General features: G+C 72.5%; 20 protein-coding genes and 1 pseudogene. 18 read left to right on the top strand and 3 right to left on the bottom strand.

The window, feature by feature from the left end:
• Positions 1 to 72 precede the first annotated feature (72 nt).
• The 4 genes from M878_RS56855 to fusA all read left to right on the top strand — a co-directional run bounded on the left by M878_RS56855 (position 73) and on the right by fusA (position 5,049).
• Positions 73 to 1,434, top strand: coding sequence for an MBL fold metallo-hydrolase (locus M878_RS56855; protein ID WP_023545435.1), 1,362 nt, complete (start codon positions 73 to 75; stop codon positions 1,432 to 1,434).
• A gap of 52 nt (positions 1,435 to 1,486) precedes the next feature.
• Positions 1,487 to 1,876, top strand: coding sequence for a rhodanese-like domain-containing protein (locus M878_RS56850; RefSeq protein WP_023545434.1), 390 nt, complete (start codon positions 1,487 to 1,489; stop codon positions 1,874 to 1,876).
• Complete coding sequence (locus M878_RS56845; protein ID WP_023545433.1) at positions 1,873 to 2,619, top strand: sulfite exporter TauE/SafE family protein; 747 nt, start codon at positions 1,873 to 1,875, stop codon at positions 2,617 to 2,619. The genes M878_RS56850 and M878_RS56845 overlap by 4 nt, the downstream gene beginning before the upstream one ends.
• A 372-nt stretch (positions 2,620 to 2,991) precedes the next feature.
• The gene (gene fusA / locus M878_RS56840; protein WP_023545432.1) at positions 2,992 to 5,049 is read left to right on the top strand and encodes an elongation factor G; all 2,058 of its coding nucleotides are present in this window, start codon (positions 2,992 to 2,994) and stop codon (positions 5,047 to 5,049) included.
• A gap of 95 nt (positions 5,050 to 5,144) precedes the next feature.
• Here the strand turns inward: fusA and M878_RS99560 are convergent.
• Positions 5,145 to 5,472 (bottom strand): annotated as a pseudogene (locus M878_RS99560) (sugar kinase); the annotation flags it as partial.
• Positions 5,473 to 5,702: 230 nt separating this feature from the next.
• On the opposite strand from M878_RS99560, the gene M878_RS56835 reads away from it, so the two are divergent.
• The 4 genes from M878_RS56835 to M878_RS56820 are packed head-to-tail and all read left to right on the top strand — an operon-like array spanning position 5,703 to position 10,297.
• Positions 5,703 to 7,019, top strand: a complete 1,317-nt coding sequence (locus M878_RS56835) for an ABC transporter substrate-binding protein (protein ID WP_023545431.1) — start codon at positions 5,703 to 5,705, stop codon at positions 7,017 to 7,019.
• Positions 7,020 to 7,027: 8 nt separating this feature from the next.
• Positions 7,028 to 8,020, top strand: a complete 993-nt coding sequence (locus M878_RS56830) for a carbohydrate ABC transporter permease (RefSeq protein ID WP_023545430.1) — start codon at positions 7,028 to 7,030, stop codon at positions 8,018 to 8,020.
• 34 nt (positions 8,021 to 8,054) lie between these two features.
• Positions 8,055 to 8,894, top strand: coding sequence for a carbohydrate ABC transporter permease (locus M878_RS56825; protein WP_023545429.1), 840 nt, complete (start codon positions 8,055 to 8,057; stop codon positions 8,892 to 8,894).
• Between the two features lie 38 nt (positions 8,895 to 8,932).
• Positions 8,933 to 10,297 carry a GH1 family beta-glucosidase gene (locus M878_RS56820; RefSeq protein WP_023545428.1) on the top strand — a complete coding sequence of 455 codons (1,365 nt, stop codon included), beginning with the start codon at positions 8,933 to 8,935 and terminating at the stop codon, positions 10,295 to 10,297.
• Between the two features lie 71 nt (positions 10,298 to 10,368).
• Here the strand turns inward: M878_RS56820 and M878_RS56815 are convergent, their stop codons facing one another.
• Positions 10,369 to 10,965, bottom strand: coding sequence for a TetR/AcrR family transcriptional regulator (locus M878_RS56815; protein ID WP_023545427.1), 597 nt, complete (start codon positions 10,963 to 10,965; stop codon positions 10,369 to 10,371).
• Positions 10,966 to 11,028: 63 nt separating this feature from the next.
• On the opposite strand from M878_RS56815, the gene M878_RS56810 reads away from it, so the two are divergent.
• The 7 genes from M878_RS56810 to M878_RS56785 all read left to right on the top strand — a co-directional run bounded on the left by M878_RS56810 (position 11,029) and on the right by M878_RS56785 (position 17,808).
• Entirely contained in the window at positions 11,029 to 11,907 is an 879-nt protein-coding gene (locus M878_RS56810) for an NAD(P)H-binding protein (protein ID WP_245238056.1), read from the top strand.
• Positions 11,908 to 12,182: 275 nt separating this feature from the next.
• Positions 12,183 to 12,413, top strand: coding sequence for a hypothetical protein (locus tag M878_RS93790; protein WP_078630209.1), 231 nt, complete (start codon positions 12,183 to 12,185; stop codon positions 12,411 to 12,413).
• A 147-nt stretch (positions 12,414 to 12,560) separates the two neighbouring features.
• Positions 12,561 to 13,034 (top strand): GNAT family N-acetyltransferase, encoded by a 474-nt coding sequence (locus tag M878_RS56805; RefSeq protein ID WP_078630583.1) that lies wholly within the window; start codon positions 12,561 to 12,563, stop codon positions 13,032 to 13,034.
• A 44-nt stretch (positions 13,035 to 13,078) separates the two neighbouring features.
• On the top strand, positions 13,079 to 14,542 hold the full coding sequence (locus M878_RS56800) for an ABC transporter substrate-binding protein (RefSeq protein ID WP_023545424.1): 1,464 nt from the start codon (positions 13,079 to 13,081) through the stop codon (positions 14,540 to 14,542).
• Between the two features lie 3 nt (positions 14,543 to 14,545).
• Positions 14,546 to 16,255 carry an ABC transporter permease subunit gene (locus M878_RS56795; protein WP_023545423.1) on the top strand — a complete coding sequence of 570 codons (1,710 nt, stop codon included), beginning with the start codon at positions 14,546 to 14,548 and terminating at the stop codon, positions 16,253 to 16,255.
• Positions 16,256 to 16,476: 221 nt separating this feature from the next.
• The gene (locus M878_RS56790) at positions 16,477 to 17,058 is read left to right on the top strand and encodes a hypothetical protein (protein WP_023545422.1); all 582 of its coding nucleotides are present in this window, start codon (positions 16,477 to 16,479) and stop codon (positions 17,056 to 17,058) included.
• 42 nt (positions 17,059 to 17,100) lie between these two features.
• Complete coding sequence (locus tag M878_RS56785; RefSeq protein ID WP_023545421.1) at positions 17,101 to 17,808, top strand: YcnI family protein; 708 nt, start codon at positions 17,101 to 17,103, stop codon at positions 17,806 to 17,808.
• Between the two features lie 70 nt (positions 17,809 to 17,878).
• Here M878_RS56785 and M878_RS56780 read toward each other — a convergent pair whose 3' ends face one another.
• Positions 17,879 to 18,640 (bottom strand): CDP-alcohol phosphatidyltransferase family protein, encoded by a 762-nt coding sequence (locus M878_RS56780; protein WP_031224341.1) that lies wholly within the window; start codon positions 18,638 to 18,640, stop codon positions 17,879 to 17,881.
• Between the two features lie 106 nt (positions 18,641 to 18,746).
• Here M878_RS56780 and M878_RS56775 point away from each other — a divergent pair, with 106 nt between their 5' ends.
• From M878_RS56775 to M878_RS56765, 3 genes are all read left to right on the top strand, one after another.
• Complete coding sequence (locus tag M878_RS56775) at positions 18,747 to 19,736, top strand: zinc-dependent alcohol dehydrogenase (RefSeq protein ID WP_023545419.1); 990 nt, start codon at positions 18,747 to 18,749, stop codon at positions 19,734 to 19,736.
• A 125-nt stretch (positions 19,737 to 19,861) separates the two neighbouring features.
• Positions 19,862 to 20,260 carry a 6-pyruvoyl trahydropterin synthase family protein gene (locus M878_RS56770; protein WP_023545418.1) on the top strand — a complete coding sequence of 133 codons (399 nt, stop codon included), beginning with the start codon at positions 19,862 to 19,864 and terminating at the stop codon, positions 20,258 to 20,260.
• The coding region (locus M878_RS56765; protein WP_023545417.1) for a glycosyltransferase family 4 protein at positions 20,257 to 21,310 on the top strand (1,054 nt) is incomplete at its 3' end. The genes M878_RS56770 and M878_RS56765, both read left to right, overlap by 4 nt.

Here is a 21,310-nt window from a genome sequence, read left to right as displayed (position 1 = left end):
CGAACGCCGACACTCGCGTCCGATGCCCACGGGGCTGTAGGGCGCCGCATGGCGCTGGAGGGAATGCCTGACATGTTCTTCGTCGACACCATCGAGGTCGCGGGGCTCGGCAACCGCAGCTATCTGGCGGGCGGTGAGCGCACGGCCGTGGCCGTCGACCCGCCACGGGACGTCGACCGGGTGCTGGCAGCCGCGGCGCGCAGAGGCGTGCGGATCTCCCATGTCGTCGAGACCCACATCCACAACGACTATGTCACCGGCGGCCTGGAACTCGCCCGCCTCACCGGCGCCGCCTATCTGGTACCCGCCGGGGCCACCGTGTCGTTCGAGCGCGTACCCGTGCACGACGGAGACCGCACGGTCATCGACGCGGGTCTCACCCTGCGGGCGCTGGCGACACCCGGGCACACCCCGCACCACACCGCCTATGTCCTGGAGGAGTCCGGGTCGGTGGTCGCGGTGTTCACGGGCGGCTCGCTGCTGATCGGCACGGTCGGCCGCCCCGACCTGGTCGAGCCCCGCCTGACCGAGCGTCTTGCCCGGGCCCAGCACGCGTCCGCGCACCGGCTCGCCGCGGAACTGCCCGACACCGCCGCCGTGCTGCCCACCCACGGATTCGGCAGCTTCTGCTCCGCCGGCCGGGCAGAGGGGAGCGAGACCACCATCGGGAAGGAGAGGGCGTCGAACGAGGCCCTCACCCAGGACGTCGACGCCTTCGTCACCCGCCTGCTCGCGGGACTGGACGACATCCCCGCCTACTACACGTACATGGGTCCCGCCAACTCCGCCGGACCCGCGCCGGTCGACCTCACCGCGCCCGCGCGCGCCGACGCCGAGGAGATCGCCGCGCGACTGGCCGCCGGCGAATGGGTGGTCGATCTGCGCAACCGGATCGCCTTCGCCGAAGGGCATGTGGCCGGCACCTACAACTTCGAGGCAGACGGTCAACTCGCCACCTATCTGGCCTGGTTGATCCCCTGGGGCAAACCGGTGACCCTGCTCGCCGCGTCGGCCGAGCAACTGGCCCACGCCCAGCGCGAGTTGGTACGCGTCGGCATCGACCGCCCGGCCGCCGCCGCCACCGGGGGACCGTCCGCCTGGACGACCGAGGGCGAACCCCTGGCCACCTTCCCTCGCGCCGACTTCACGGATCTGGCCGCGCGCCACCTCGCCGAGGACGTGGTCGTGCTGGACGTCCGGCGTGCCGCCGAGCGGGCCGCCGGGTTCATCGAGGGCTCGGTCCACATCCCGCTGCACACCCTGCACCGGCGCCTCGACGAGGTGCCGCCCGGCGAGGTGTGGGTGCACTGCGCGGGCGGCATGCGCGCCGCCATCGCCGCCTCGCTGCTGGACGCGGCGGGCCGTGACGTCGTCGCCGTGGACGACTCCTTCACCGCCGCCGACACGGCCGGACTCACCCTCCGTACCGACTGAGCCCCACCGGGCCAGGATCGACCCACCCCTGCGCACAAGGCGAGGAGCGCCCATGAAGACATCCCGTTCCGGCACGAGCCGGATCACCGTAGCGGAAGCGGCCGAACGCACCGGGCACGGACGCGCGGACGAAGCCGCCGGACGGGCCGGGGCATCGGTCCTGCTGGACGTCCGGGAACCCGACGAGTGGAGCGCCGGGCACGCACCCGGAGCCGTCCACCATCCCCTCACCGAACTCATCGCGGGCGTGCCCCTGCCTCCCGAGGCCCGGGGGCGGCGGCTGGTCGTCATCTGCCGTTCGGGCAACCGGTCCCAGCGGGCCGCCGACCTGCTGGCGGCCCACGGCACCGACGCCGTGGACGTGATCGGCGGTATGCGCGACTGGGCGGAGGCCGGGCTGCCCGTGGTGGACGCGCGGGGCCTGCGCGGTACGGTCGCGTGAGTGCCCTGGTCCTCGCCCTCGCGGCCGGCGCGGTGATCGGCCTGGCCCTCGGCGCGCTCGGCGGCGGTGGCAGTGTGCTGGCCGTACCCGCCCTGATCTACCTGCTCGGCTTCACCCCCGTGGCGGCCACCACCGCCGCACTGGTGATCGTGGCCCTCACCTCGGCCACCGCGCTGACCGCGCACGCCCGTGACGGACATGTCCGCTGGGGTGCGGGACTGCTCTTCGCCGCGGCCGGCATCGGCCCGGCGATGCTGGGCTCCGCGCTCGCCGCCCACCTCCCCGCGGGCGCCCTGCAGGCGGCCTTCGCGACGGTCGCGGCCGTCGCCGCGGTACGCATGCTGCGGCCCGCAGGAGATGCCGAAGCCACCCGGAGCATCAGGCCCGGGCACGCGGCGGCCGCCGGCGCGGGACTCGGCGCGGTCACGGGTGTCCTCGGCGTCGGAGGCGGCTTCCTCGCCGTACCGGCTCTCGTGGGCGTACTCGGACTCCGTATGCGCGAGGCCGTGGGCACCAGCCTGCTGGTCATCACCGTCAACTCGCTCGCGGCGCTCGGACTGCGCGTCGGAACCGTGGACCGACTCGACTGGTCGGTCGTCGGCCCCTTCGCGGGCGCGGCGGTCCTGGGCGCGTGGGACGGCAGACGCCTGGCGTCCAAGGCGAAGGCGAAGACCCTGCAACAGGTCTTCGCCCTGGCACTGTTGGCCGTGGCCGCGTTCATGTTCATCGACGCCGTGGTCTGACCGTCTCCGATACGGCCGATTCGCCGGCGTACCCGAAAATCAGATGCCCGGGCCGGGCCCCCTCTCGTACCGTCATCCCGTACCGAGCGCCGCGACGACCGTACGGCGGCGCCTGTCGTCCGATGCAGAGGGGAGCCCGGCCGTGCGCGCACGCACCGCTGTTGTCGCTCCCCGTTCCCGGTACGAGGTGATCCTCGTGTCCCGGTGGTGCCGGTGCCCGCTGCGCGGCCGGCACCGGACGCCCGTGACGCCCTGCTGACTTCAGGACGCACGGGTAATCGCGCTGCCCTTTTCCCTGGTCGCCAGACCTGGTCCGCAGACCTTGTCCGCAGGCCTGGTCCGCAGACCTGATCCTGAGAAAGGCCCTGGGCCGTGCGCACGAACACCACAGCCATCGCCGCCGTCCGCAACCTCGGCATCCTCGCCCACGTCGACGCGGGCAAGACCACCGTCACCGAGCGGATCCTCTACGCGACAGGCACCACCCACAAGCGGGGCGAGGTGCACGACGGCACCACCGTCACCGACTTCGACCCGCAGGAACGCGACCGCGGCATCACCATCTTCGCCGCCGCCGTCAGCTGCTCCTGGGACGGCCGCCGCATCAACCTCATCGACACCCCCGGCCACATCGACTTCGCCGACGAGGTCGAGCGCTCGCTGCGCGTCCTCGACGGGGCGGTCGCCGTGTTCGACGCCGTCGCCGGGGTCGAACCGCAGAGCGAGTCGGTGTGGCGGCAGGCCGACCGGCACGGCGTACCGCGCGTCGCGTTCGTCAACAAGATGGACCGCGCGGGCGCTGACCTCGACCGGGCCGTCGAATCCATCCGGCAGCGGCTGCACCCGGCGCCGCTCGTCGTCCAGCTGCCGATCGGCGCCGAGGAGGCCTTCACCGGTGTGGTCGACCTGGTGCGGATGCGCGCGCTGGTCTGGGCCGACGGCGCCGGTACGGCCGTGGAGGGGCCGGTTCCCGAGGAGTTGAGGCAGGCAGCGGTACGGCGGCGCCGGGCGCTGGAGGAGACAGTGGCCGAGCTGCACCCGGCCGCCCTGGAGGAGTTCTGCGAGCGGGAGACGCTCGGCGCCGGCACGCTGGCGGGAGCGCTGCGCGACCTCACCCGCACCGGGGACGGCGTGGTCGTCCTGTGCGGCTCCGCCTACCGCAACCGCGGCATCGAACCGCTGCTGGACGCGGTCGTGGCCTACCTGCCCTCGCCGCTGGACGTCCCCGCCGTACGCGGCGTCCACGACGGCGCCGAGCAGGAGCGAGCCGCCGACCCCGAAACGCCGTTCGCGGGGCTGGTGTTCAAGGTGAACGCAAGCTCCACCGGGCGGCTGGCCTATGTGCGCCTCTACGCGGGCACCGTCGAGAAGGGAGACACCGTGTGGGACCCGGGCACCGGGCGCACCGAGCGGGTCGCGCGCATCCTGCGGGTCATGGCGGACCGGCACGTCCAGCTCGACCGGGCGGTCGCCGGTGACATCGTCGCGCTCGCCGGGGTGAAGTCGGCGCGAGCCGGCTCCACGCTGTGCGACCCCGGCGCCCCGCTGGTCCTGGAGCCGACGCAAGCCGCCGAGCCCGTGGTGTCCGTGGCCGTCGAGGCCCGGCGTGCCACGGACACCGGCCGGCTGGCGACGGCGCTGGCGCGGCTGTCCGAGGAGGACCCCTCGCTGGTGGTGCGCACCGATCCCGAGACCGGGCAGACCGTGCTGTCCGGGATGGGCGAACTCCATCTGGAGGTCGCGGTGGAGAAGATCCGCCGTGACGGCGGACCGGAGGTCGGTGTGGGCCGGCCGCGGGTCGCCTACCGGGAGACAGTTGTCGAGGGAGTGACCGGGTTCGTGTTCCGGCATGTCAAACAGGACGGCGGGGCGGGGCAGTTCGCCCATGTCGTGCTCGACGTGGAGCCGCTCGGCCCCGAAGCCGACGTCACCGGCTTCGAGTTCCGCTCCGCCGTGGTCGGCGGCCGGGTGCCGCAGGAGTACGTGCGCGCGGTGGAGGCCGGGTGCCGGGACGCGCTCGCCGAGGGCCCGCTGGCCGGGCATCCGGTGACCGGGCTCCGGGTCACGCTCACCGACGGCTCCACCCATGTGAAGGACTCCTCCGACACGGCCTTCCGCACCGCCGGCCGGCTCGGGCTCCGCGCGGCCCTGCGCGCCTGCGCGTCGGCTCTGCTGGAACCGGTCGCCGAGGTCACGGTCACCGTGCCGGAGGACGCCGTCGGCTCGGTCCTCGGCGATCTGGCCGCCCGGCGCGGCCGGGTCGGCGGCTCCGCGACCCGGGGCGGCGCGGCCGTACTGACGGCGACCGTGCCGCTGGCCGAACTGTTCGGCTACGCCACCCGGTTGCGCAGCCGCACCCAAGGCCGGGGCACCTTCACGACCCGGCCCGCGGGCTACGCCCCGGCGCCGCGGCCGGTGCCGGTCCGGTAACGGGGCGGCCCGCCAGCGGGGCCGGGCAGGCCCGCGCCATGCGCCGACCCGGTGCGTGGCGCGGGCCCACGCACGCTTGGCTCATGAGTGGCCGACCCGACGCCGAGCAGGTCCGAGCCGGGGAGCCCGGCCGTCCGGAGCACGTCCGCGATCCCGTCGGCGACCTGGCCGACGACGGCTGCGATGTCGTATCAGTGCGTCCCCAACAGTTGTTCGCCACAAGCGAGTTCGGCAAGTGTCAGGTCGGACAGCACCACCCGTACGCCGGTCTCGCCGACGTCCACCCCGATCAGCCGCCCGCTGTCCGGCCGCCGGGCCCAGCGCGTGCCGGCTCATCGGCCCGTCGACATACAACCGTTGCAGAACGGCGCCCCGGCTCTCCCGCCGCAGGTCACGCACCGTACGGCCGCCCGGCGCTGCCACCCGGCCCCCAGTTCTCCGCGGATTTCCGGGCTGTTCGACCGTGCACCGCTGCCGGATCTCTTGACGAGCGTTTCTCCTGAGGTTTAACTCACGTCCTAAATTAAGCCATGAGGGGCTTCGGGAGCCGAACGGGTCCGCGCAGGTCCGTGCGGGTCCGCACGGGCCGCACGGGTGTCGGCTTCCGTGAGCCGCCTCGGGTTCTCGACTCCCGGAAAGGGACACCAGGAGCCATGCGCAGCATCCGAGCCGCGGCAACAGGCGCCGTAACCCTCTCTCTCGTCCTCGCGGCCACGGCCTGCGGAGGCGGCTCGTCCAGCGGCGGAGGGTCCGACGACTCGCCGAAGACGCTGACGTACTGGGCTTCCAACCAGGGCGCCAGCGTCGCCGTCGACAAGCAGGTCCTCCAGCCCGAACTCGACAAGTTCCAGAAGCAGACCGGGATCAAGGTGAAGCTGGAGGTCGTACCCTGGTCGGATCTGCTCAACCGGATCCTCACCGCGACCACCTCGGGTCAGGGCCCGGACGTGCTGAACATCGGCAACACCTGGAGCGCCTCGCTGCAGGCGACCGGCGCCCTGCTGCCGTGGGACGCGAAGAACTTCGCCGAGATCGGCGGCAAGGACCGGTTCGCCGACACCGCGCTCGGCTCGACCGGCGCGGCGGGCAAGGACCCGGCGGCGGTCCCGCTGTACTCGTTTGCGTACGCCCTCTACTACAACAAGAAGATCTTCGCCGACGCCGGTATCGCCAAGCCCCCGGCCACCTGGGGCGAGCTGGTCGCCGACGGCAAGAAGATCCAGGCCGAGGGCAAGTCCGCGCTCGGCGCCGAGGGCTCGAACCCGTCGGAGAACATCCACCACGTCTTCGTCTTCGCCAAGCAGCACGGCGCCGATTTCTTCACCGCCGGCGGCAAGCCCGACTTCACCGGTCCCAAGGTGGTCGAGGCGGTCAAGAGTTACGTCGACCTGATGGCCAAGGACAAGGTCATCCCGACCGGCGACGCCGAGTACGCGCAGAACCAGTCCGTCAGTGACTTCGCCAAGGGCAGGCAGGCGATGCTGTTGTGGCAGTCGGCCGCCGCCAACCTCAAGTCCCAGGGCATGAGCGAGGACGCCTACGGCATCGCGCCGGTCCCGGTGATCTCCGGGACGCCCGGCTCCGGCACCCAGGTCGACTCGGCGGTCATGGGCATCAACCTGGCCGTCTTCAAGAACACCCACAACCTCGACGGCGCCACCCGGTTCGTGAGGTTCATGACCTCCGACGCGGAGCAGAAGATCCTCAACACGGCCTACAGCTCCATCCCGCCGGTCAAGTCCGCCCAGGAAGACGCGGCGTTCGCCACCCCCGCCACCGCGGTGCTGAAGAACACCCTCGCCACCAGCGCGGCCGCCCTGCCGCAGGTCGCGTCCGAGTCGCAGTTCGAGACGGCCGTCGGTACGGCCGTCAAAGACCTGTTCGCCGACGCGGCCGCCGGGCGCACGGTGACCACCGACTCGGTCAAGGCCGCGCTGCAGAAGGCCCAGCAGCAGATGCCGGCGGCGTGAGAGCGAAGATGACGACCACCGCCTTCAAGGAGCCGGTGCGACAGGAGACCCCCGGAGCGGCGGCGCGCGAGCCCCACCGCCGCACCGGGCGGCTGCGCCGCGTCTCCCTGCCGTATCTGCTGCTCCTGCCCGCCCTGCTGCTGGAACTCCTCGTCCACCTGGTGCCGATGGCCATCGGCATCGTGATGAGCTTCAAGGAACTCACCCAGTTCTACATCCGCGACTGGAGCACCGCCCCCTGGTCCGGCCTCGGCAACTACAAGGTGTCGGTGGACTTCGACGCGCCCGTCGGGAACGCGCTGCTGCACTCGTTCTTCGTCACCGTCGCCTTCACTCTGCTGTCGGTCGGCCTGTGCTGGCTGATCGGCACCGCCGCCGCGATCTTCATGCAGGACACCTTCCGCGGCCGCGGCCTGCTCAGAGCCCTGTTCCTGGTGCCGTACGCGCTGCCCGTCTACGCGGCCGTCGTCACCTGGGTGTTCATGTTCCAGCACGACAACGGCCTGGTGAACCACGTCCTGCACGACCAGCTCCACCTCACCGGCAAGCCCTCCTTCTGGCTCATCGGCGACAACAGCTTCTACGCCCTGCTGACCGTGTCCGTGTGGAAGGGCTGGCCGTTCGCCTTTCTCATCGTGATGGCCGGACTGCAGAACATCCCCAAGGAGCTGTACGAGGCGGCCGCGCTGGACGGCGCCGGGATGTGGCAGCAGATCCGCCGCATCACCCTGCCGTCCCTGCGCCCGGTCAACCAGGTGCTGATCCTGGTCCTCTTCCTGTGGACGTTCAACGACTTCAACACGCCGTACGTGCTGTTCGGCAAATCCGCCCCCGAGGCCGCCGATCTCATCTCGGTCCACATCTACCAGGCTTCCTTCGTCACCTGGAACTTCGGCACCGGCTCCGCCATGTCCGTCCTGCTGCTGCTCTTCCTGCTCGTCGTCACGGGCCTGTATCTGCTGTTCACCTCACGCGGACGGAGGGCTTCCGCCGATGTCTAGCCCACCCCTCGCCCTCGCGGCCAGCAACTCGCCCATGGCGCCGCCGCGTTCGTTCCTGTGGTCCCGGCGGATCTTCCTCACCCTGCTCACCGGGTTCGTGCTGATCCCGGTGTACGTGATGGTCTCCAGCTCGCTGAAACCGCTCGCGGACGTCACCGGCAAGTTCCGCTGGCTGCCGAGCGGTCTGACCATCCGGCCGTACATCGACATCTGGTCGACGGTCCCGCTCGCGACGTACTTCATGAACTCGCTGATCGTGGCGGGCGCGGCGACGATCTCCTCGGTGGTGATCGCGGTGTTCGCCGCGTACGCCGTCAGCCGCTACGACTTCCGCGGCAAGCGAGTCTTCACGGTGACGGTCCTGTCGACGCAGATGTTCCCCGGCATCCTCTTCCTCCTCCCGCTGTTCCTGATCTACGTCAACCTCGGCAACGCCACCGGCATCGCCCTGTTCGGCTCCCGCGGCGGGCTGATCCTGACGTATCTGACTTTCTCGCTCCCCTTCTCCATCTGGATGCTGATCGGGTACTTCGACTCGGTGCCGCGCGACCTGGACGAGGCGGCGCTGGTGGACGGCTGCGGCCCGCTGGGCGCGCTGCTCCGGATCGTCGTACCGGCCGCGATCCCCGGCATCGTCGCGGTCGCCGTCTACGCCTTCATGACCGCGTGGGGCGAGGTGCTGTTCGCGTCCGTCATGACCAACGACACCACCCGCACCCTCGCCGTCGGCCTCCAGGGCTACTCCACCCTCAACGACGTCTACTGGAACCAGATCATGGCCGCCTCGCTGGTCGTCAGCGTGCCCGTGGTCGCCGGATTCCTCCTCCTGCAGCGCTATCTCGTCGCCGGTCTGACGGCGGGCGCCGTCAAGTGACCCGAGCGACCAACACCCCGTATCCCGAAGGGACTTCCGTGTCCGAACGCATCGACCTCGCCGCACTCCCGCACGACTTCCTGTGGGGCACGGCCACCGCGGCGTACCAGATCGAGGGGGCCGTCGCCGAGGACGGCCGTACGCCCTCGATCTGGGACACCTTCTCGCACACCCCGGGGAAGATCGCGAACGGCGACACCGGCGACGTCGCCTGCGACCACTACCACCGCTGGCGCGAGGACATCGGCCTGATGCGGCAGCTCGGTGTCAACGCCTACCGGCTGTCCGTGGCCTGGCCCCGCGTGGTCCCCGGCGGCACGGGTCCGGTGAACCCCAAGGGCCTCGCCTTCTACGACGAGTTGGTGGACGACCTGCTGGAGGCGGGCATCACCCCTTCCGTCACCCTCTACCACTGGGACCTGCCGCAGATGCTCCAGGACCGCGGCGGCTGGCCCGAGCGGGACACCGCCTTCGCGCTCGCCGAGTACGCCTCGGCGGCCGCCGCCCGCCTCGGCGACCGCGTGAAGCTCTGGGCGACCCTCAACGAGCCGAGCTGCTCGGCCTGGATCGGCCACTTGGAGGGCAAGATGGCCCCGGGCTGGACGGATCTCACCGCCGCCGTTCGCGCATCCGTCCATCTGCTGCTGGGCCACGGCCTCGCCACCCAGGCGATCCGCGCCGCGGCGCCCGGTGCCCAGGCCGGCATCGTGAACAACCTCTCCACCGTGGACGCGGCCACCGGCCGCCCCGAGGACATAGCGGCCGCCCGACGCCACGACGGCCATGTCAACCGCTGGTGGCTCGACCCGGTCCACGGCCGCGGCTTCCCGGCCGACATGATCGACACCTACGGCATCGAACTGCCTTTGAAGGCGGGCGACCTGGAGACGATCGCAACGCCACTGGACTGGCTCGGCCTGAACTACTACTTCCCGGCCCATGTCGCCGACGCCCCCGACGGCCCGGCGCCGTATGTCCGCGCGGTGCGCCGTGACGGCGTACCGCGCACCGGCATGGACTGGGAGATCGACGCGAGCGGCATCGAGACCCTGCTGCTGCGGCTCACCGAGGAGTACGGCGCCCGGAAGATCTACGTCACCGAGAACGGCTCCGCCTTCCCCGACGTGGTCCGCCCCGACGGCAGCATCGACGACCCCGAGCGCCAGGACTACCTGGAGACCCATCTCGCCGCCTGCGCCTCGGCCGCCCGCAGGGGAGCCCCGCTGGCCGGCTACTTCGCCTGGTCCCTGCTGGACAACTTCGAGTGGGCGTACGGCTACGACAAGCGCTTCGGCCTGGTCCACGTCGACTACCGCACCCAGGTGCGCACGATCAAGGGCAGCGGAAACCGGTACGCGGACCTCGTCCGCGGCCACCGCGGCCAGACGCGCCGGGCCGCCTGAGCCGGGCCCGGACAACTGGTGGGCACGGGAAGGGAGCCCGCGTCACCTTCTTCGGCCAGGAGCGTCGCCTGTCACCGCAGTTGGCTGAACGCCTGATCGGCGTCGGCTACGGCCTCGGGGTGGACGTCGTGGGCGGTTCGACCGTCGGCGATCTTCTGCCAGTTGGTCCGGGCGAGCACCCGTTGGACCGCGAGTACTTGTGCGGCTCGCAGGCGTGCCTGGATGCCTTCGCCGAGGGCGTCCGCCAATGCCTCCTCGTCCTCAAGCTGGTACTGCGTGAGCCGTGCCGCCAGGCTCGGTGTGCTGAACACCAGCCGATGGAACGCCATCACCTCGGGATGATCATTGAGGCCGGTGACGGGGTCGTACCGATCGAGGCCGGCCCGGAAGTGCCGGTGCAGCGCCGTCACCGGCTTGGTGCCGGAACTGCGGTCACGTACGACGCGTGCCGCTTCGCCCTGGTGGTCCGCAAATCGGTGCAGCACCAGGTCTTCCTTGGTGGGGAAGTACCGGAAGAGGGTCGGCTTTGAGATCTCGGCTGCCGCAGCGATGTCGTTGACCGAGACGCGGTCGAAGCCGCGCTCCAGGAACAGCGAGATGGCTGCGCCGGCGATGGCGTCGCGCGTCCGCGCCTTCTTGCGGGCCCGCAGTCCCGTCGGCTCGTTCATCTGACCACGGTAACATTCATGACCAGGTTGCTTTTTTAACCTAGTAACGTTTTCATGGGCGGCATGAACCGGACAGACATTCCTCCCGTGCTCGTAACCGGGGCGACGGGCCGGGTCGGCCGCGTCGTCATCGACCAACTCCTCGACGCGGGCGTGCCGGTCCGCGCCCTCACTCATCGCTCCGAGGCAGCGGCGACGCTGCCGGCGAAGGTCGAGGTCTTCACCGGCGACCTCACCATGCCCGAGTCGCTCGACCCGGCATTGATTGGCGCCGGTGCGGTCTTCCTCGTCTGGACCGCACCGCCTCAGACCGCCGCGGCAGTCGTCGAGCGGCTTGCAGCCCACGTGCGGCGGGTCGTCTTCCTCTCCTCCCCGCACCAGACGCCGCACCCCTTCTTCCAGCAGCCCAATCCCATGGCGGTGCTGCACGCCGACATCGAGCGGCTCATCGCGGCCGCCGGACTCGAGTCGACGATCATCCGGCCGGGGATGCTCGCGTCGAACTCGCTGGCCTGGTGGGCGCCCGCGATCAGGGCCGGCGAGGTCGTCCGGTGGCCTTACGGCGCCGCCGAGACGGCACCGGTCGACGACCGCGACGTCGCAGCCGTCGCGGCGCGGACGCTCTATCAGGACGGATACGCCGGAGGCGACTACGTCCTTACGGGCCCCGAGTCGCTGACCCAGGCCGCACAGGTGGGCCTCATCGGTCATGCCTTGGGGCGCCGGATCGCATTCGAGGAGATGACGCCGGAGGAGTTCCGGAGCCTGTCGGAGGGCACGGTGCCCAGTTCGGTCGTCGACATGCTGCTCGCTGCGTGGAGCGCCGCGGTCGGACAGCCCGCGTACGTCACCACTGCGGTGGCCGATATCCTCGGGACGGCACCGCGAACGTTTCGCCAGTGGGCCGCCGACCACGCCGCCACGTTCACGGAGGGTTCGTAACCTCGTCGACCGCGACCTGCGCCCCGGGCCGCAGCCCTCAGTCCGCCGTCGCCCCGGCCCCCGCCTCCGGGATATGCCCAGCGCGTGGGCGCGGGAGGCTCAGGCGGCCTGGGGCCCGGATCCACAGCCTCGAACTGCGTATCCCAACTCGCCCCCAGCGATCGGCGTACGAGCGTGCCGTTCACGGAAAAGGCCAGGTCAAAGGCTGTCAGGGCAGCCTGTTCAAACGCACCGACCAGTGCCCCCACCGCGTCCGCTGCCTACCTGTACGCCGAATGATCAATCTTCGGTGGCACAAACTGACGTTGATCATCGGGTGGCGAGCAGGGTGCGGGGATACGGCCGCCGTCCCCTGGGACACCGACCGCGCGGACGCCGCCTGCGCGGTGAACCCGGCCGGCGTCACCGCCTCCGGCAGCGAGAACGCCGGCGCCACGCCCGGCCCCGCCTTCGACGGCGACGGCTCCTCTCCTTCGCCGGCATGGCGGCCTCGATCATCGGCGTGATCGTGATCACCTGGTGGCTCTACGCACGGAAGGGGACCGAGGCACCGAGTCGAGTGCGCCTCCTGACTTAATGCATATGATGCGCAAGTGCACTACATAAGCATCAGGCCAGCAACCCCCACCGACCTGGACGGCGCCCGGTCCGTCATGCTCGATACCGTTTACCGGGATTTCCGCACCGGATATGTGCCCCGGTGGCACGCGGACATCGTGGATCCCGGCGGGGCCTATCTCGTGCCCGAGCGGCACACGCTGCTCGTCGCTGTGGACGGGGGTGGAGAGGTCGTCGGGACCGGGGCGCTCGATGCGCGGGGGCCTGGGTGTCCGCCCCATCCGCGGTGGCTGGCCGAGCGGTATCCGTCGGGGGAGACCGCGCAGTTGCGCCGGGTGTATGTGCGGCCCGGGCACCGGCGGCGGGGGATCGGGCGGGAACTGGTCGAGCGGCTCGTGGAGTTCGCCGTGGCCGACGGCGGGTACCGGGCCGTCTATCTGCACACCGATCCGGCCGTGCCCGGCGCCGAGGAGTTCTGGCGGTCGCTCGGGACAGTCGTGCAGGACGAGCGTACGGACGCCGAACGGCCGCAGAGTCTCGTGCACTTCGAGCTTCCGGTGGGGCGATAAGGGTGCGTGCCTTCGCTGTTTCGCGTGTTCTTCGTCGTTCCCGTGTGCTCGCCGCGCTCGCGGTCGCGCCGTTGCTGGCCGGCTGTTTCAGCTCCGGTGGTGACGCGCGGGGCGGTGGCGGGTCCCGGTTGCGGGTCGCGCTCGCCTTTCCGCCCGCCGAGCGGCTCTCCCCGTACGGCGCCGACGGCACCATCCTCAGCCGGCTCGGCATCACCGAGTCGCTGACCGCTCTCGACGGCAACGGCGCCGCCGCGCCCGCCCTCGCCTCCTCGTGGCGGCAGGAAGGCGCCCGCAGCTGGCTGTTCACGCTGCGCGAGGCCACCTTCCACGACGGGACCGACGTCACCGCGCAGGCCGTCGCGTACTCGCTCGCGCAGGCCGCCCGGGCCAAGCCCGCCCCGGCCGCCGTGTCCGGCAGCACGCTCACCGCCCGGGCCGTCGACCGGCACCGGGTGCGCATCACGACCCGGCGGTCCGACCCCATCCTGCCGCTGAGGCTGTCCAGCCCCGGCCTCGCCGTGCTGTCGGCCCAGGCGTACGCCCACCGGGGCGCCGTCGACCCCGCCGGCAGCGGCACCGGACCCTTCGTACTGAAGAAGGTGAACGGCGCCTCGTCCGCGACCCTCGAACGGTACGACGGCTACTGGGGCGGCCGCGCCCGGGCCGCCGGTATCGACGTCCGCTTCGTCGCCGACGGCACCGCCCGCACCAACGCCCTGCGCAGCGGCGACGTCGACATCGCCGAGGCCGTGCCCGTCGCCCAGGCCGCCACGCTCGACGCGGACACGCGCCGCGAGACCGCCACCGCGCGGACGACCAGTCTGCTGCTCAACTCCCGCTCCGGGCCGTTCCGGGACGCCGGACTGCGAGCCGCCGCCCGTGCCGCCGTCGACACCTCCGGCCTCGCCCGGGGCGTGTACGAGGGGCACGCGGATCGCGGAGCCGGGATCTACGGGCCCGCCGTCACCTGGGCCGAGGGCAGGCACCGCCGGCCCGAGGGCAGAGCGTCCGCCAAGCCGGCCGGCGGGACCGCCGTCACCCTGGCCACCTACGACAACCGGCCCGAACTCCCCGAAGTCGCCCAGGTGCTGAAGCAGCAGCTGGAGAAAGCCGGCTTTCGTGTGAAGCTCGTCGTACGCGAGTACTCCCGGCTGGAGGGCGACGCGCTCGCCGGGAAGTTCGACGCCTTCGTGCTCGCCCGCAACAGCCTGGTCGACACCGGCGACCCGGTCGCCGTCCTCGCCAGCGACTACACCTGCGACGGCGGCTACAACCTGGCCCTGCTGTGCGACCGCGCCGTCGACCGGGCCGTGGCCGCCGCCGAGCGCACCGCCGACCCCGCCGAACGGCGGACCGCGGCGCTGCGTGCCGAGGCGGCGATCCTCGGCACCGACACCGTCGTACCGCTGGTCCACCAGCGCGTCATCACCGGTGTCGGCAGCGCGGTCAAGGGGGTGCTCCTAGACCCGTACGAGCGCGCCCTCGTCGGCACCGGCACCCGGCGCTGAGCGATGCGCACCCTGCTGTGGCGAGGCTCCCTCGCCGGTGCCCTGGTGTGTGGGATCGGGCTGCTGCCCTGGCTCGCGCACACCGATCCCGCGCTCACCGTCCTCAAGGCCCGCGCCCAGGACCGGGACCCCGACCCCGAGGTCCTCGCCGCCGTCCGCAGCCAACTCCGGCTCGATGACGGGCCATTGGCTCTGCTCGGCCGCTGGCTCGGCGGACTGCCGCGCGGTGACGCTGGGCGGTCCTGGATCTCCGGCGCCGAGGCCGGGCCGACGGTGCTCCAGGCGCTCGGTGCCTCCCTGCTGCTCATGGCGGTGGCGTTTCTCGTCGCCGGCTGCACCGCCGCCGTGGTGTGCGCGCCGACCCTGTACCGGGGCGGGCGCACCCGGCCCGGCGGTACCGGCTCCGCCGTGCTCGCCGCACTGCCGGAGTTCCTCACCGCGTCCGTGCTGGCCACCGTCGTCGGCGTACAGCTCGGCTGGCTGCCCGCCCTCGGATGGTACGGGCCGCAGTACACCCTGCTGCCCGCCCTCGCCCTCGGCCTGCCCGCCGGCGCCGTCCTCGGCCGGCTCCTCGACGACCAGCTGCCCGGCGCCTTCGCCGAACCCTGGGTGCGGGCGGCCGCGGCGCGCGGGCTGCGCGCGCGGGCCATCGCCCGGCAGGCGGTACGGCGCTGTCTGCCCGGACTGCTGCCCAGCACCGCGCTGTTCGTCGTCGGCATGACCGGTGGCGCCGTCGCCGTCGAGCAGATCTTCGACATCCCCGGCCTCGGCAGTACCACCCTGCAGGCCGCCCTCGCCCAGGACCTGCCCGTGCTCCAGGCCGGCACCCTCGCCCTGGTGCTCCTCGCGGCCCTCGCCGCGGGCGCCGCCCGGCTCGGTGTACACCTGCTCATCGGCCCCGCGCTGAGGGACGGCGCCGTCCCCGCCCTGCCCAGGCCCGCCGTGCCCGTCAGGCGTACGACGCCGCTCGCGCTCGCCGCAGCCCTGCTGGCCGTCCTCGCCGCCGGGCTGCCCCGCGACCCGCTCGCCGTGGACACCCGGGCGCGCCTCCAACCCCCGTCCTGGGAGCGCCCGTTGGGCACCGACGCGCTCGGCCGCGACCTGCTCGCGCGTATCGCCCACGGCGCCCTCGACACGCTGCTGCTCGCCCTCGCCATCAGCGCGGGCACGCTGCTGGCCGGGCTGCTGCTCGGGCTGCTGCCCCGGCTGTCCGGGCCGCTCGTCGACACCGTGAACGCCGTGCCGCCGGTGCTCGCCGCGCTCCTCGTGACCGCCGTCGCGGGCGGCGGCCCGGCCACACCCGCGCTCGCCGTCGCCGCTGTGGCCTGGGCCCCGCTGGCCGCCCACACGTCCGCCCTGCTACGGCAGGAGCGCGCCGCCCTCCACCTCACCGCCACGCGTGCGCTGGGGGCGGGGCGCTGGTATCTCCTGCGCCACGAACTCCTGCCCGCCGTCGTGCCGCCCGTCACCCGGCACGCGCTGCTCCGGCTCCCCGGCACCGCGCTCGCCCTCGCCTCCCTCGGCTTCCTCGGGCTCGGCGCCCAGCCACCGTCACCCGAATGGGGCCACCTCCTGGCCGAGAACCAGCCGTACGCCGAGCGGGCGCCGTGGACGGTCCTCGCACCGGCCGCGGTACTCGCCGTTCTGGGCGCGCTCGCGGTGACGGTGGCGGGCGGGGTACGGCGCTCACGGCCCGGCACCGGTACCGGCTGAGGCGCGGTGGGCGGGGCGGCACTGTGCGGTCAGCGGCGCCGCAGATCCCCAGGGGCGCGGGGAACTGCGCGACCGGCCACGACGGACCGGCACCCGGCAACGGAAGTGGCCCCACCCGCCGCCCCGGCGGCTGAACACGGCATCCCCGTCCCACGTATCAAACGGACGTGGCAGGATCCCTCACCATGAGTGCGTGCCCGGCGGTGAGAGGTGTGCGAGCCATGGTGTTCGCCGCGGTGTGCGTGCTGCTCGCCGCCGCCGGTCACGGGCTTGCCATGGGTGACATGCCGCCGTTGCGGGCCGACGCGGCCGGGTTCCTGGGCGTCTTCGCGCTCGGCTGGAGCCTCGGCAAGCGAGAGCGGTCGCTCGCCGGGATCGGCGCGGCCATGCTGCTCACCCAGGCCGCGCTGCACGTCGGCTTCGACGCCGCCCACCGCGCCACGCCCACGGCGGCCATGCCGGGCCACTCCATGGCCCACTCCATGGCTCACTCCATGGCCGCGGTGCACGCCCACGCCACGGCCCACCCGCACAGCACGGCCCACGCCACCGCCGCCCACCTCCTCGCCGCACTGGTCGCCTCCTGGTGGCTGCGGCGGGGCGAGGCCGCGCTGTGGTCGCTGCTGCGCCGTACCGTCACGCTCGTTCCCGGCCTTGCCGCCTGGTGGCGGAACGCCCCGCTGCCCGCCCCCGCCCCGCACGCCCCGCGCGTCCCGGCCGAGCCCGAACCGCCCCGCCGGACCCCGCTGCGGCACGCGGTCAGCCGGCGCGGACCCCCGGTCCCGGTCCCGTACTCGCTCTGACCCTTTTCCTCACACGTCACTCGTACGGAGACCGACTCACCCATGTCCGCACCACGCACGACCCTGCGCCGCGCCGCGACCGTCACCCTCACCGCCGGCGCCGCCGTCCTTCTCGCCGCCGGCGCCGCCTGCGCGCATGTCACCGTCCACCCCGACAGCTACGCCAAGGGAGCCACCGACGGCGTGCTGACCTTCCGGGTCCCCAACGAGGAGGACAGCGCCTCCACCACCAAGGTGCAGGTCTTCCTGCCCACCGACCACCCCGTCCTCGGCGTGCTCGTCCACCCGCAGGACGGCTGGACCGCCAAGGTCACCACCACCAAGCTCAAGACACCGGTCAAGACCGACGACGGCACCATCACCGAGGCGGCCTCCGAGATCACCTTCAGCGGAGGCAGGATCGGCGCCGGACAGTACGAGGACTTCGACGTCGCCTTCGGTCAACTTCCGGGAGACACCGGCCAGTTGGTCTTCAAGACGCTGCAGACCTACTCCGACGGCAAGGTCGCACGCTGGATCGAGGAGCCGACCGGCGGCGACGAGCCGGAGAACCCGGCACCGGTGCTGAAACTGACGGCCGGTGCGGCCGGTGACGCCGGCGCCGCGCCCGTCAAGACCGCCTCCGCCACCGCCAAGACCGCCGGCGACTCCACCGCCCGTGGGCTCGGCATCGCCGGCCTGGTCGTCGGCGTCCTCGGCCTCGCGGCGGCCGCGTTCGCGATCGTACGGAGCCGGGCCGAACGGTCGTAACCGCCGAAGCGACGGGCCCGGACCGGCAACCCGGTCCGGGCCCGTCGCCCTGCTCCCGCATGGCCTCGGCTCAGCGCGCCGCCAGCTCCAGTATTTGAGGCTCGGCCGGCACCCCGACCGCCACCCGGGACATACGCCACAGCCACAGCACATCCCGGCCGAAGGACCACAGCAGCGAACCCAGAGCCACCAGCACGATCGCCAGACTGGCCAGATGGGGGAGCAGCTCGGCGCCCGCCAGGAGCAGGGCGATGCCCTGGACCGCCGCTACGGTCTTACGGGCGAAGGACGGCGGCAGCGGGGCGTTCAGCCAGGGGGCCAGGCGGGCCGCGGCGACGAAGGCGTACCGCATCCCGCCGATCAGCAGCACCCACGGGCCGAGCTGCGTGGCCACGTACACGCTCAGCACCAGGATCAGAAACGCGTCGACCTCCATGTCGAAGCGGGCGCCGAGCGCGGTCGACGTACCGGTGCGGCGGGCCACCTTGCCGTCGACGCCGTCCAGGAGCAGGGCTGTCGCGGTCAGGCCGACCAGCACGGTCACCGGCGGCGCGCTCTCGAAGGAGTCCGCGACCAGCGCGGTCACCCCGCCCACCAGGGCCGCCCGGCCGAGCGTGACCCGGTTCGCGGGGCCGAAGGAGCGCAGGCAGGAGCGGTGCAGGGCGCGGGCCAGCACCGCCCAGGTGGCGAGCGCGAACGCGAGCCCCGTCAGCCAGCCGGCCGGCCCCATGCCTATCGCCGTGCCGAGCAACGCGAGCAGCAGGACCTGTAGGCCCGCTCCCACAGCGGTCTCCTGCTGGGGCCTCGCGTCATATGTGTTGTTCAGGGCCACCGCACACCCTCCGGCCGAGTGACAGAGTCGATCATGCCGCGTACTGTGCGCGGCCTGTGCACTTCTCGGTACGTGAACAACTCGCCTACTGTTCAGGAGGATGCCGATGAACCGCTCGGCCCGCGCGTTCTGGCTGCGCTCACCCGGCCGCGGCGAGCTGCGCGACATCACCCTCACGGAGCCCGCCGAGGGCGAGGTCCTGGTGCGCGCCCTGTACTCCGGGGTGAGCCGCGGCACGGAGACGCTCGTCTTCCGCGGCGGGGTCCCGGAGAGCCAACACGCCGTGATGCGGGCGCCGTTCCAGGAGGGCGACTTCCCGGGCCCGGTGAAGTACGGCTACCTCAGCGTCGGCACGGTGGAGGAGGGCCCGGCTGAGCTGGTCGGGCGTACCGTCTTCTGCCTGTATCCGCATCAGAGCCGTTACGTCGTTCCGGTGACCGCCGTGACCGTCGTGCCCGACCGGGTGCCCGCCGCGCGGGCCGTGCTCGCCGGCACCGTGGAGACCGCCGTGAACGCCCTGTGGGACGCGGCGCCGCTGATCGGCGACCGGATCGCGGTCGTCGGCGGCGGCATGGTCGGCTGCTCCGTGGCCGCGCTGCTCGCCCGCTTCCCCGGCGTACGACTCCAGCTCGTCGACGCCGACCCGGCCCGCGCCAAGACCGCCGAGGCGCTCGGCGTGGACTTCGCGACGCCCGACGGCGCCCTCGGCGACTGCGACCTGGTCGTCCACGCCAGCGCCACCGAAGCCGGCCTCACCGGTGCCCTGCGGCTCCTCGCGCCCGAGGGCACCGTCGTGGAACTGAGCTGGTACGGCGACCGGCGTGTCGCCCTGCCGCTCGGCGAGGCCTTCCACTCCCGTCGGCTCACCCTGCGCAGCAGCCAGGTCGGCACCGTCTCCCCGGCCGCCCGCGCCGGCCGCGACTACGCCGACCGGATGGCGCTCGCCCTCGACCTGCTCGCCGCCCCGGCCCTGGACGCTCTCATCACCGGCGAGAGCGCTTTCGAGCAACTCCCGGACATCATGCCGAAGCTCGCCTCCGGAGAGATTCCCGCCCTGTGCCACCGGATCCGGTACGCCGAGACGGGCCTGACCTGAGAAAAGAGTGAGAGAGGACTGAACGCGGGAAAGCGAAGAGCCGTACTACACGGCATCCCCCGCCGGGTAAGGAACACGGGTAAGGAACAGGGGGACCAGACGCGTCGTACCTGGAGGGTCGTCCGTTGTTCAGCATCACCGTCCGCGATCACATCATGATCGCCCACAGCTTCCGCGGCGAGGTGTTCGGGCCCGCGCAGCGACTGCACGGCGCCACGTTCCTGGTGGACGCCACCTTCCGCCGCGAGCAGCTGGACGAGGACAACATCGTGGTCGACATCGGCCTGGCCACGCAGGAACTGCGCCTCATCACTGCCGAGCTGAACTACCGCAACCTCGATGACGAACCCGAGTTCGCCGGCGTCAACACCTCCACCGAATTCCTCGCCAAGGTCATCGCCGACCGGCTCGCCGAACGCATCCACAAGGGCGCCCTCGGCGAGGGCGCGAAGGGCCTCGCGGGCCTCACGGTCACCCTGCACGAGTCCCACATCGCCTGGGCGAGTTACGAGCGTGGCCTGTGACCGGGGCGACCAGGGAGCGGGCACGGCTGTCCTACGTCCCGGCGCAGCCCGTCGCCGTCGAGAAGGCCGGAATCATCCCCATGTCCCTGCGCACCGTGCACTTCGTCCTGCCGGGCGGTGTCGACGACCCGGCCGCGCCCAGCGGCGGCAACGCCTATGACCGCCGGGTCTGCCTGGACCTGCCCGGCTTCGGCTGGCAGGTCACCCGGCACACCGTGCCCGGCAGTTGGCCGCGCCCCGACCGGGCCGCCCGCGCCCAGCTGGCCCGCACCCTGAGGGACCTGCCGGACGACGCGGTCGTCCTGCTGGACGGGATCGTGGCCTGCGGGATCCCGGAGATCATCGCCTCGGAGGCCGACCGGCTGCGCCTCGCGGTACTGGTCCATCTGCCGCTCGGCGACGAGACCGGCCTCGCCCCGGCCGTCGCCGCCGACCTCGACGCCCGCGAACGGGCCGTACTGCGCGCCGTGCCCGCCGTCGTCGCGACCAGCGACTGGGCGGTGCGCCGGCTCGTCTCTCACCACGGACTGGCCCCCGAACGGGTGCATGTCGCCGCGCCCGGTGCCGACATCGCGCCGCTCGCGCCCGGCACCGACGGTGTCTCCCGGCTGGTGTGCGTGGCCGCCGTCACCCCGCGCAAGGGCCAGCACCGGCTCGTGGAGGCGCTCGCGGCGGTCCGGGAGCTGCCGTGGACCTGCGAGCTGGTCGGCGGACTCGGCCACGACCCCGGCTACGTCCGCCGGCTGCGCACCCTCATCGGCCGGCACGGCCTCGCCGACCGGCTGCACCTGACCGGCCCGCGCTCCGGGGCGGAACTCGATGCCACGTATGCCGCCGCCGACCTGATGGTCCTCACCTCCTACGCCGAGACCTACGGCATGGCGGTCACCGAGGCCCTGGCCCGCGGCATCCCGGTCCTCGCCACCGACGTGGGCGGAGTGCCGGAGGCGGTGGGGCGCGCCCCCGACGGCGGGGTGCCCGGCATCCTCGTCCCGCCGGAGGACCCCGCCGCGTTCGCCGCCGAACTGCGCGGCTGGTTCGGCGAACCCG

Source organism: Streptomyces roseochromogenus subsp. oscitans DS 12.976 (genome assembly GCF_000497445.1).
Lineage (GTDB): Bacteria > Actinomycetota > Actinomycetes > Streptomycetales > Streptomycetaceae > Streptomyces > Streptomyces oscitans.
Note: the sequence above shows the minus strand (reverse complement) of the source record. Positions and strands in the feature narration are given on the sequence as shown.

Excerpts from the sequence above, each read along its gene's own strand:
- M878_RS56825 (WP_023545429.1), top strand. The coding sequence starts at position 8,055 with ATGGCGCCGCCGCGTTCGTTCCTGTGGTCCCGGCGGATCTTCCTCACC.
- M878_RS56850 (WP_023545434.1), top strand. The coding sequence starts at position 1,487 with ATGAAGACATCCCGTTCCGGCACGAGCCGGATCACCGTAGCGGAAGCG.
- M878_RS93790 (WP_078630209.1), top strand. The coding sequence starts at position 12,183 with ATGATCAATCTTCGGTGGCACAAACTGACGTTGATCATCGGGTGGCGA.
- M878_RS56815 (WP_023545427.1), bottom strand. The coding sequence starts at position 10,965 with ATGAACGAGCCGACGGGACTGCGGGCCCGCAAGAAGGCGCGGACGCGC.
- M878_RS56775 (WP_023545419.1), top strand. The coding sequence starts at position 18,747 with ATGAACCGCTCGGCCCGCGCGTTCTGGCTGCGCTCACCCGGCCGCGGC.
- M878_RS56830 (WP_023545430.1), top strand. The coding sequence starts at position 7,028 with ATGACGACCACCGCCTTCAAGGAGCCGGTGCGACAGGAGACCCCCGGA.
- M878_RS56805 (WP_078630583.1), top strand. The coding sequence starts at position 12,561 with ATGCTCGATACCGTTTACCGGGATTTCCGCACCGGATATGTGCCCCGG.
- M878_RS56790 (WP_023545422.1), top strand. The coding sequence starts at position 16,477 with ATGGTGTTCGCCGCGGTGTGCGTGCTGCTCGCCGCCGCCGGTCACGGG.
- M878_RS56835 (WP_023545431.1), top strand. The coding sequence starts at position 5,703 with ATGCGCAGCATCCGAGCCGCGGCAACAGGCGCCGTAACCCTCTCTCTC.
- M878_RS56810 (WP_245238056.1), top strand. The coding sequence starts at position 11,029 with ATGAACCGGACAGACATTCCTCCCGTGCTCGTAACCGGGGCGACGGGC.
- M878_RS56795 (WP_023545423.1), top strand. The coding sequence starts at position 14,546 with ATGCGCACCCTGCTGTGGCGAGGCTCCCTCGCCGGTGCCCTGGTGTGT.
- M878_RS56785 (WP_023545421.1), top strand. The coding sequence starts at position 17,101 with ATGTCCGCACCACGCACGACCCTGCGCCGCGCCGCGACCGTCACCCTC.
- M878_RS56855 (WP_023545435.1), top strand. The coding sequence starts at position 73 with ATGTTCTTCGTCGACACCATCGAGGTCGCGGGGCTCGGCAACCGCAGC.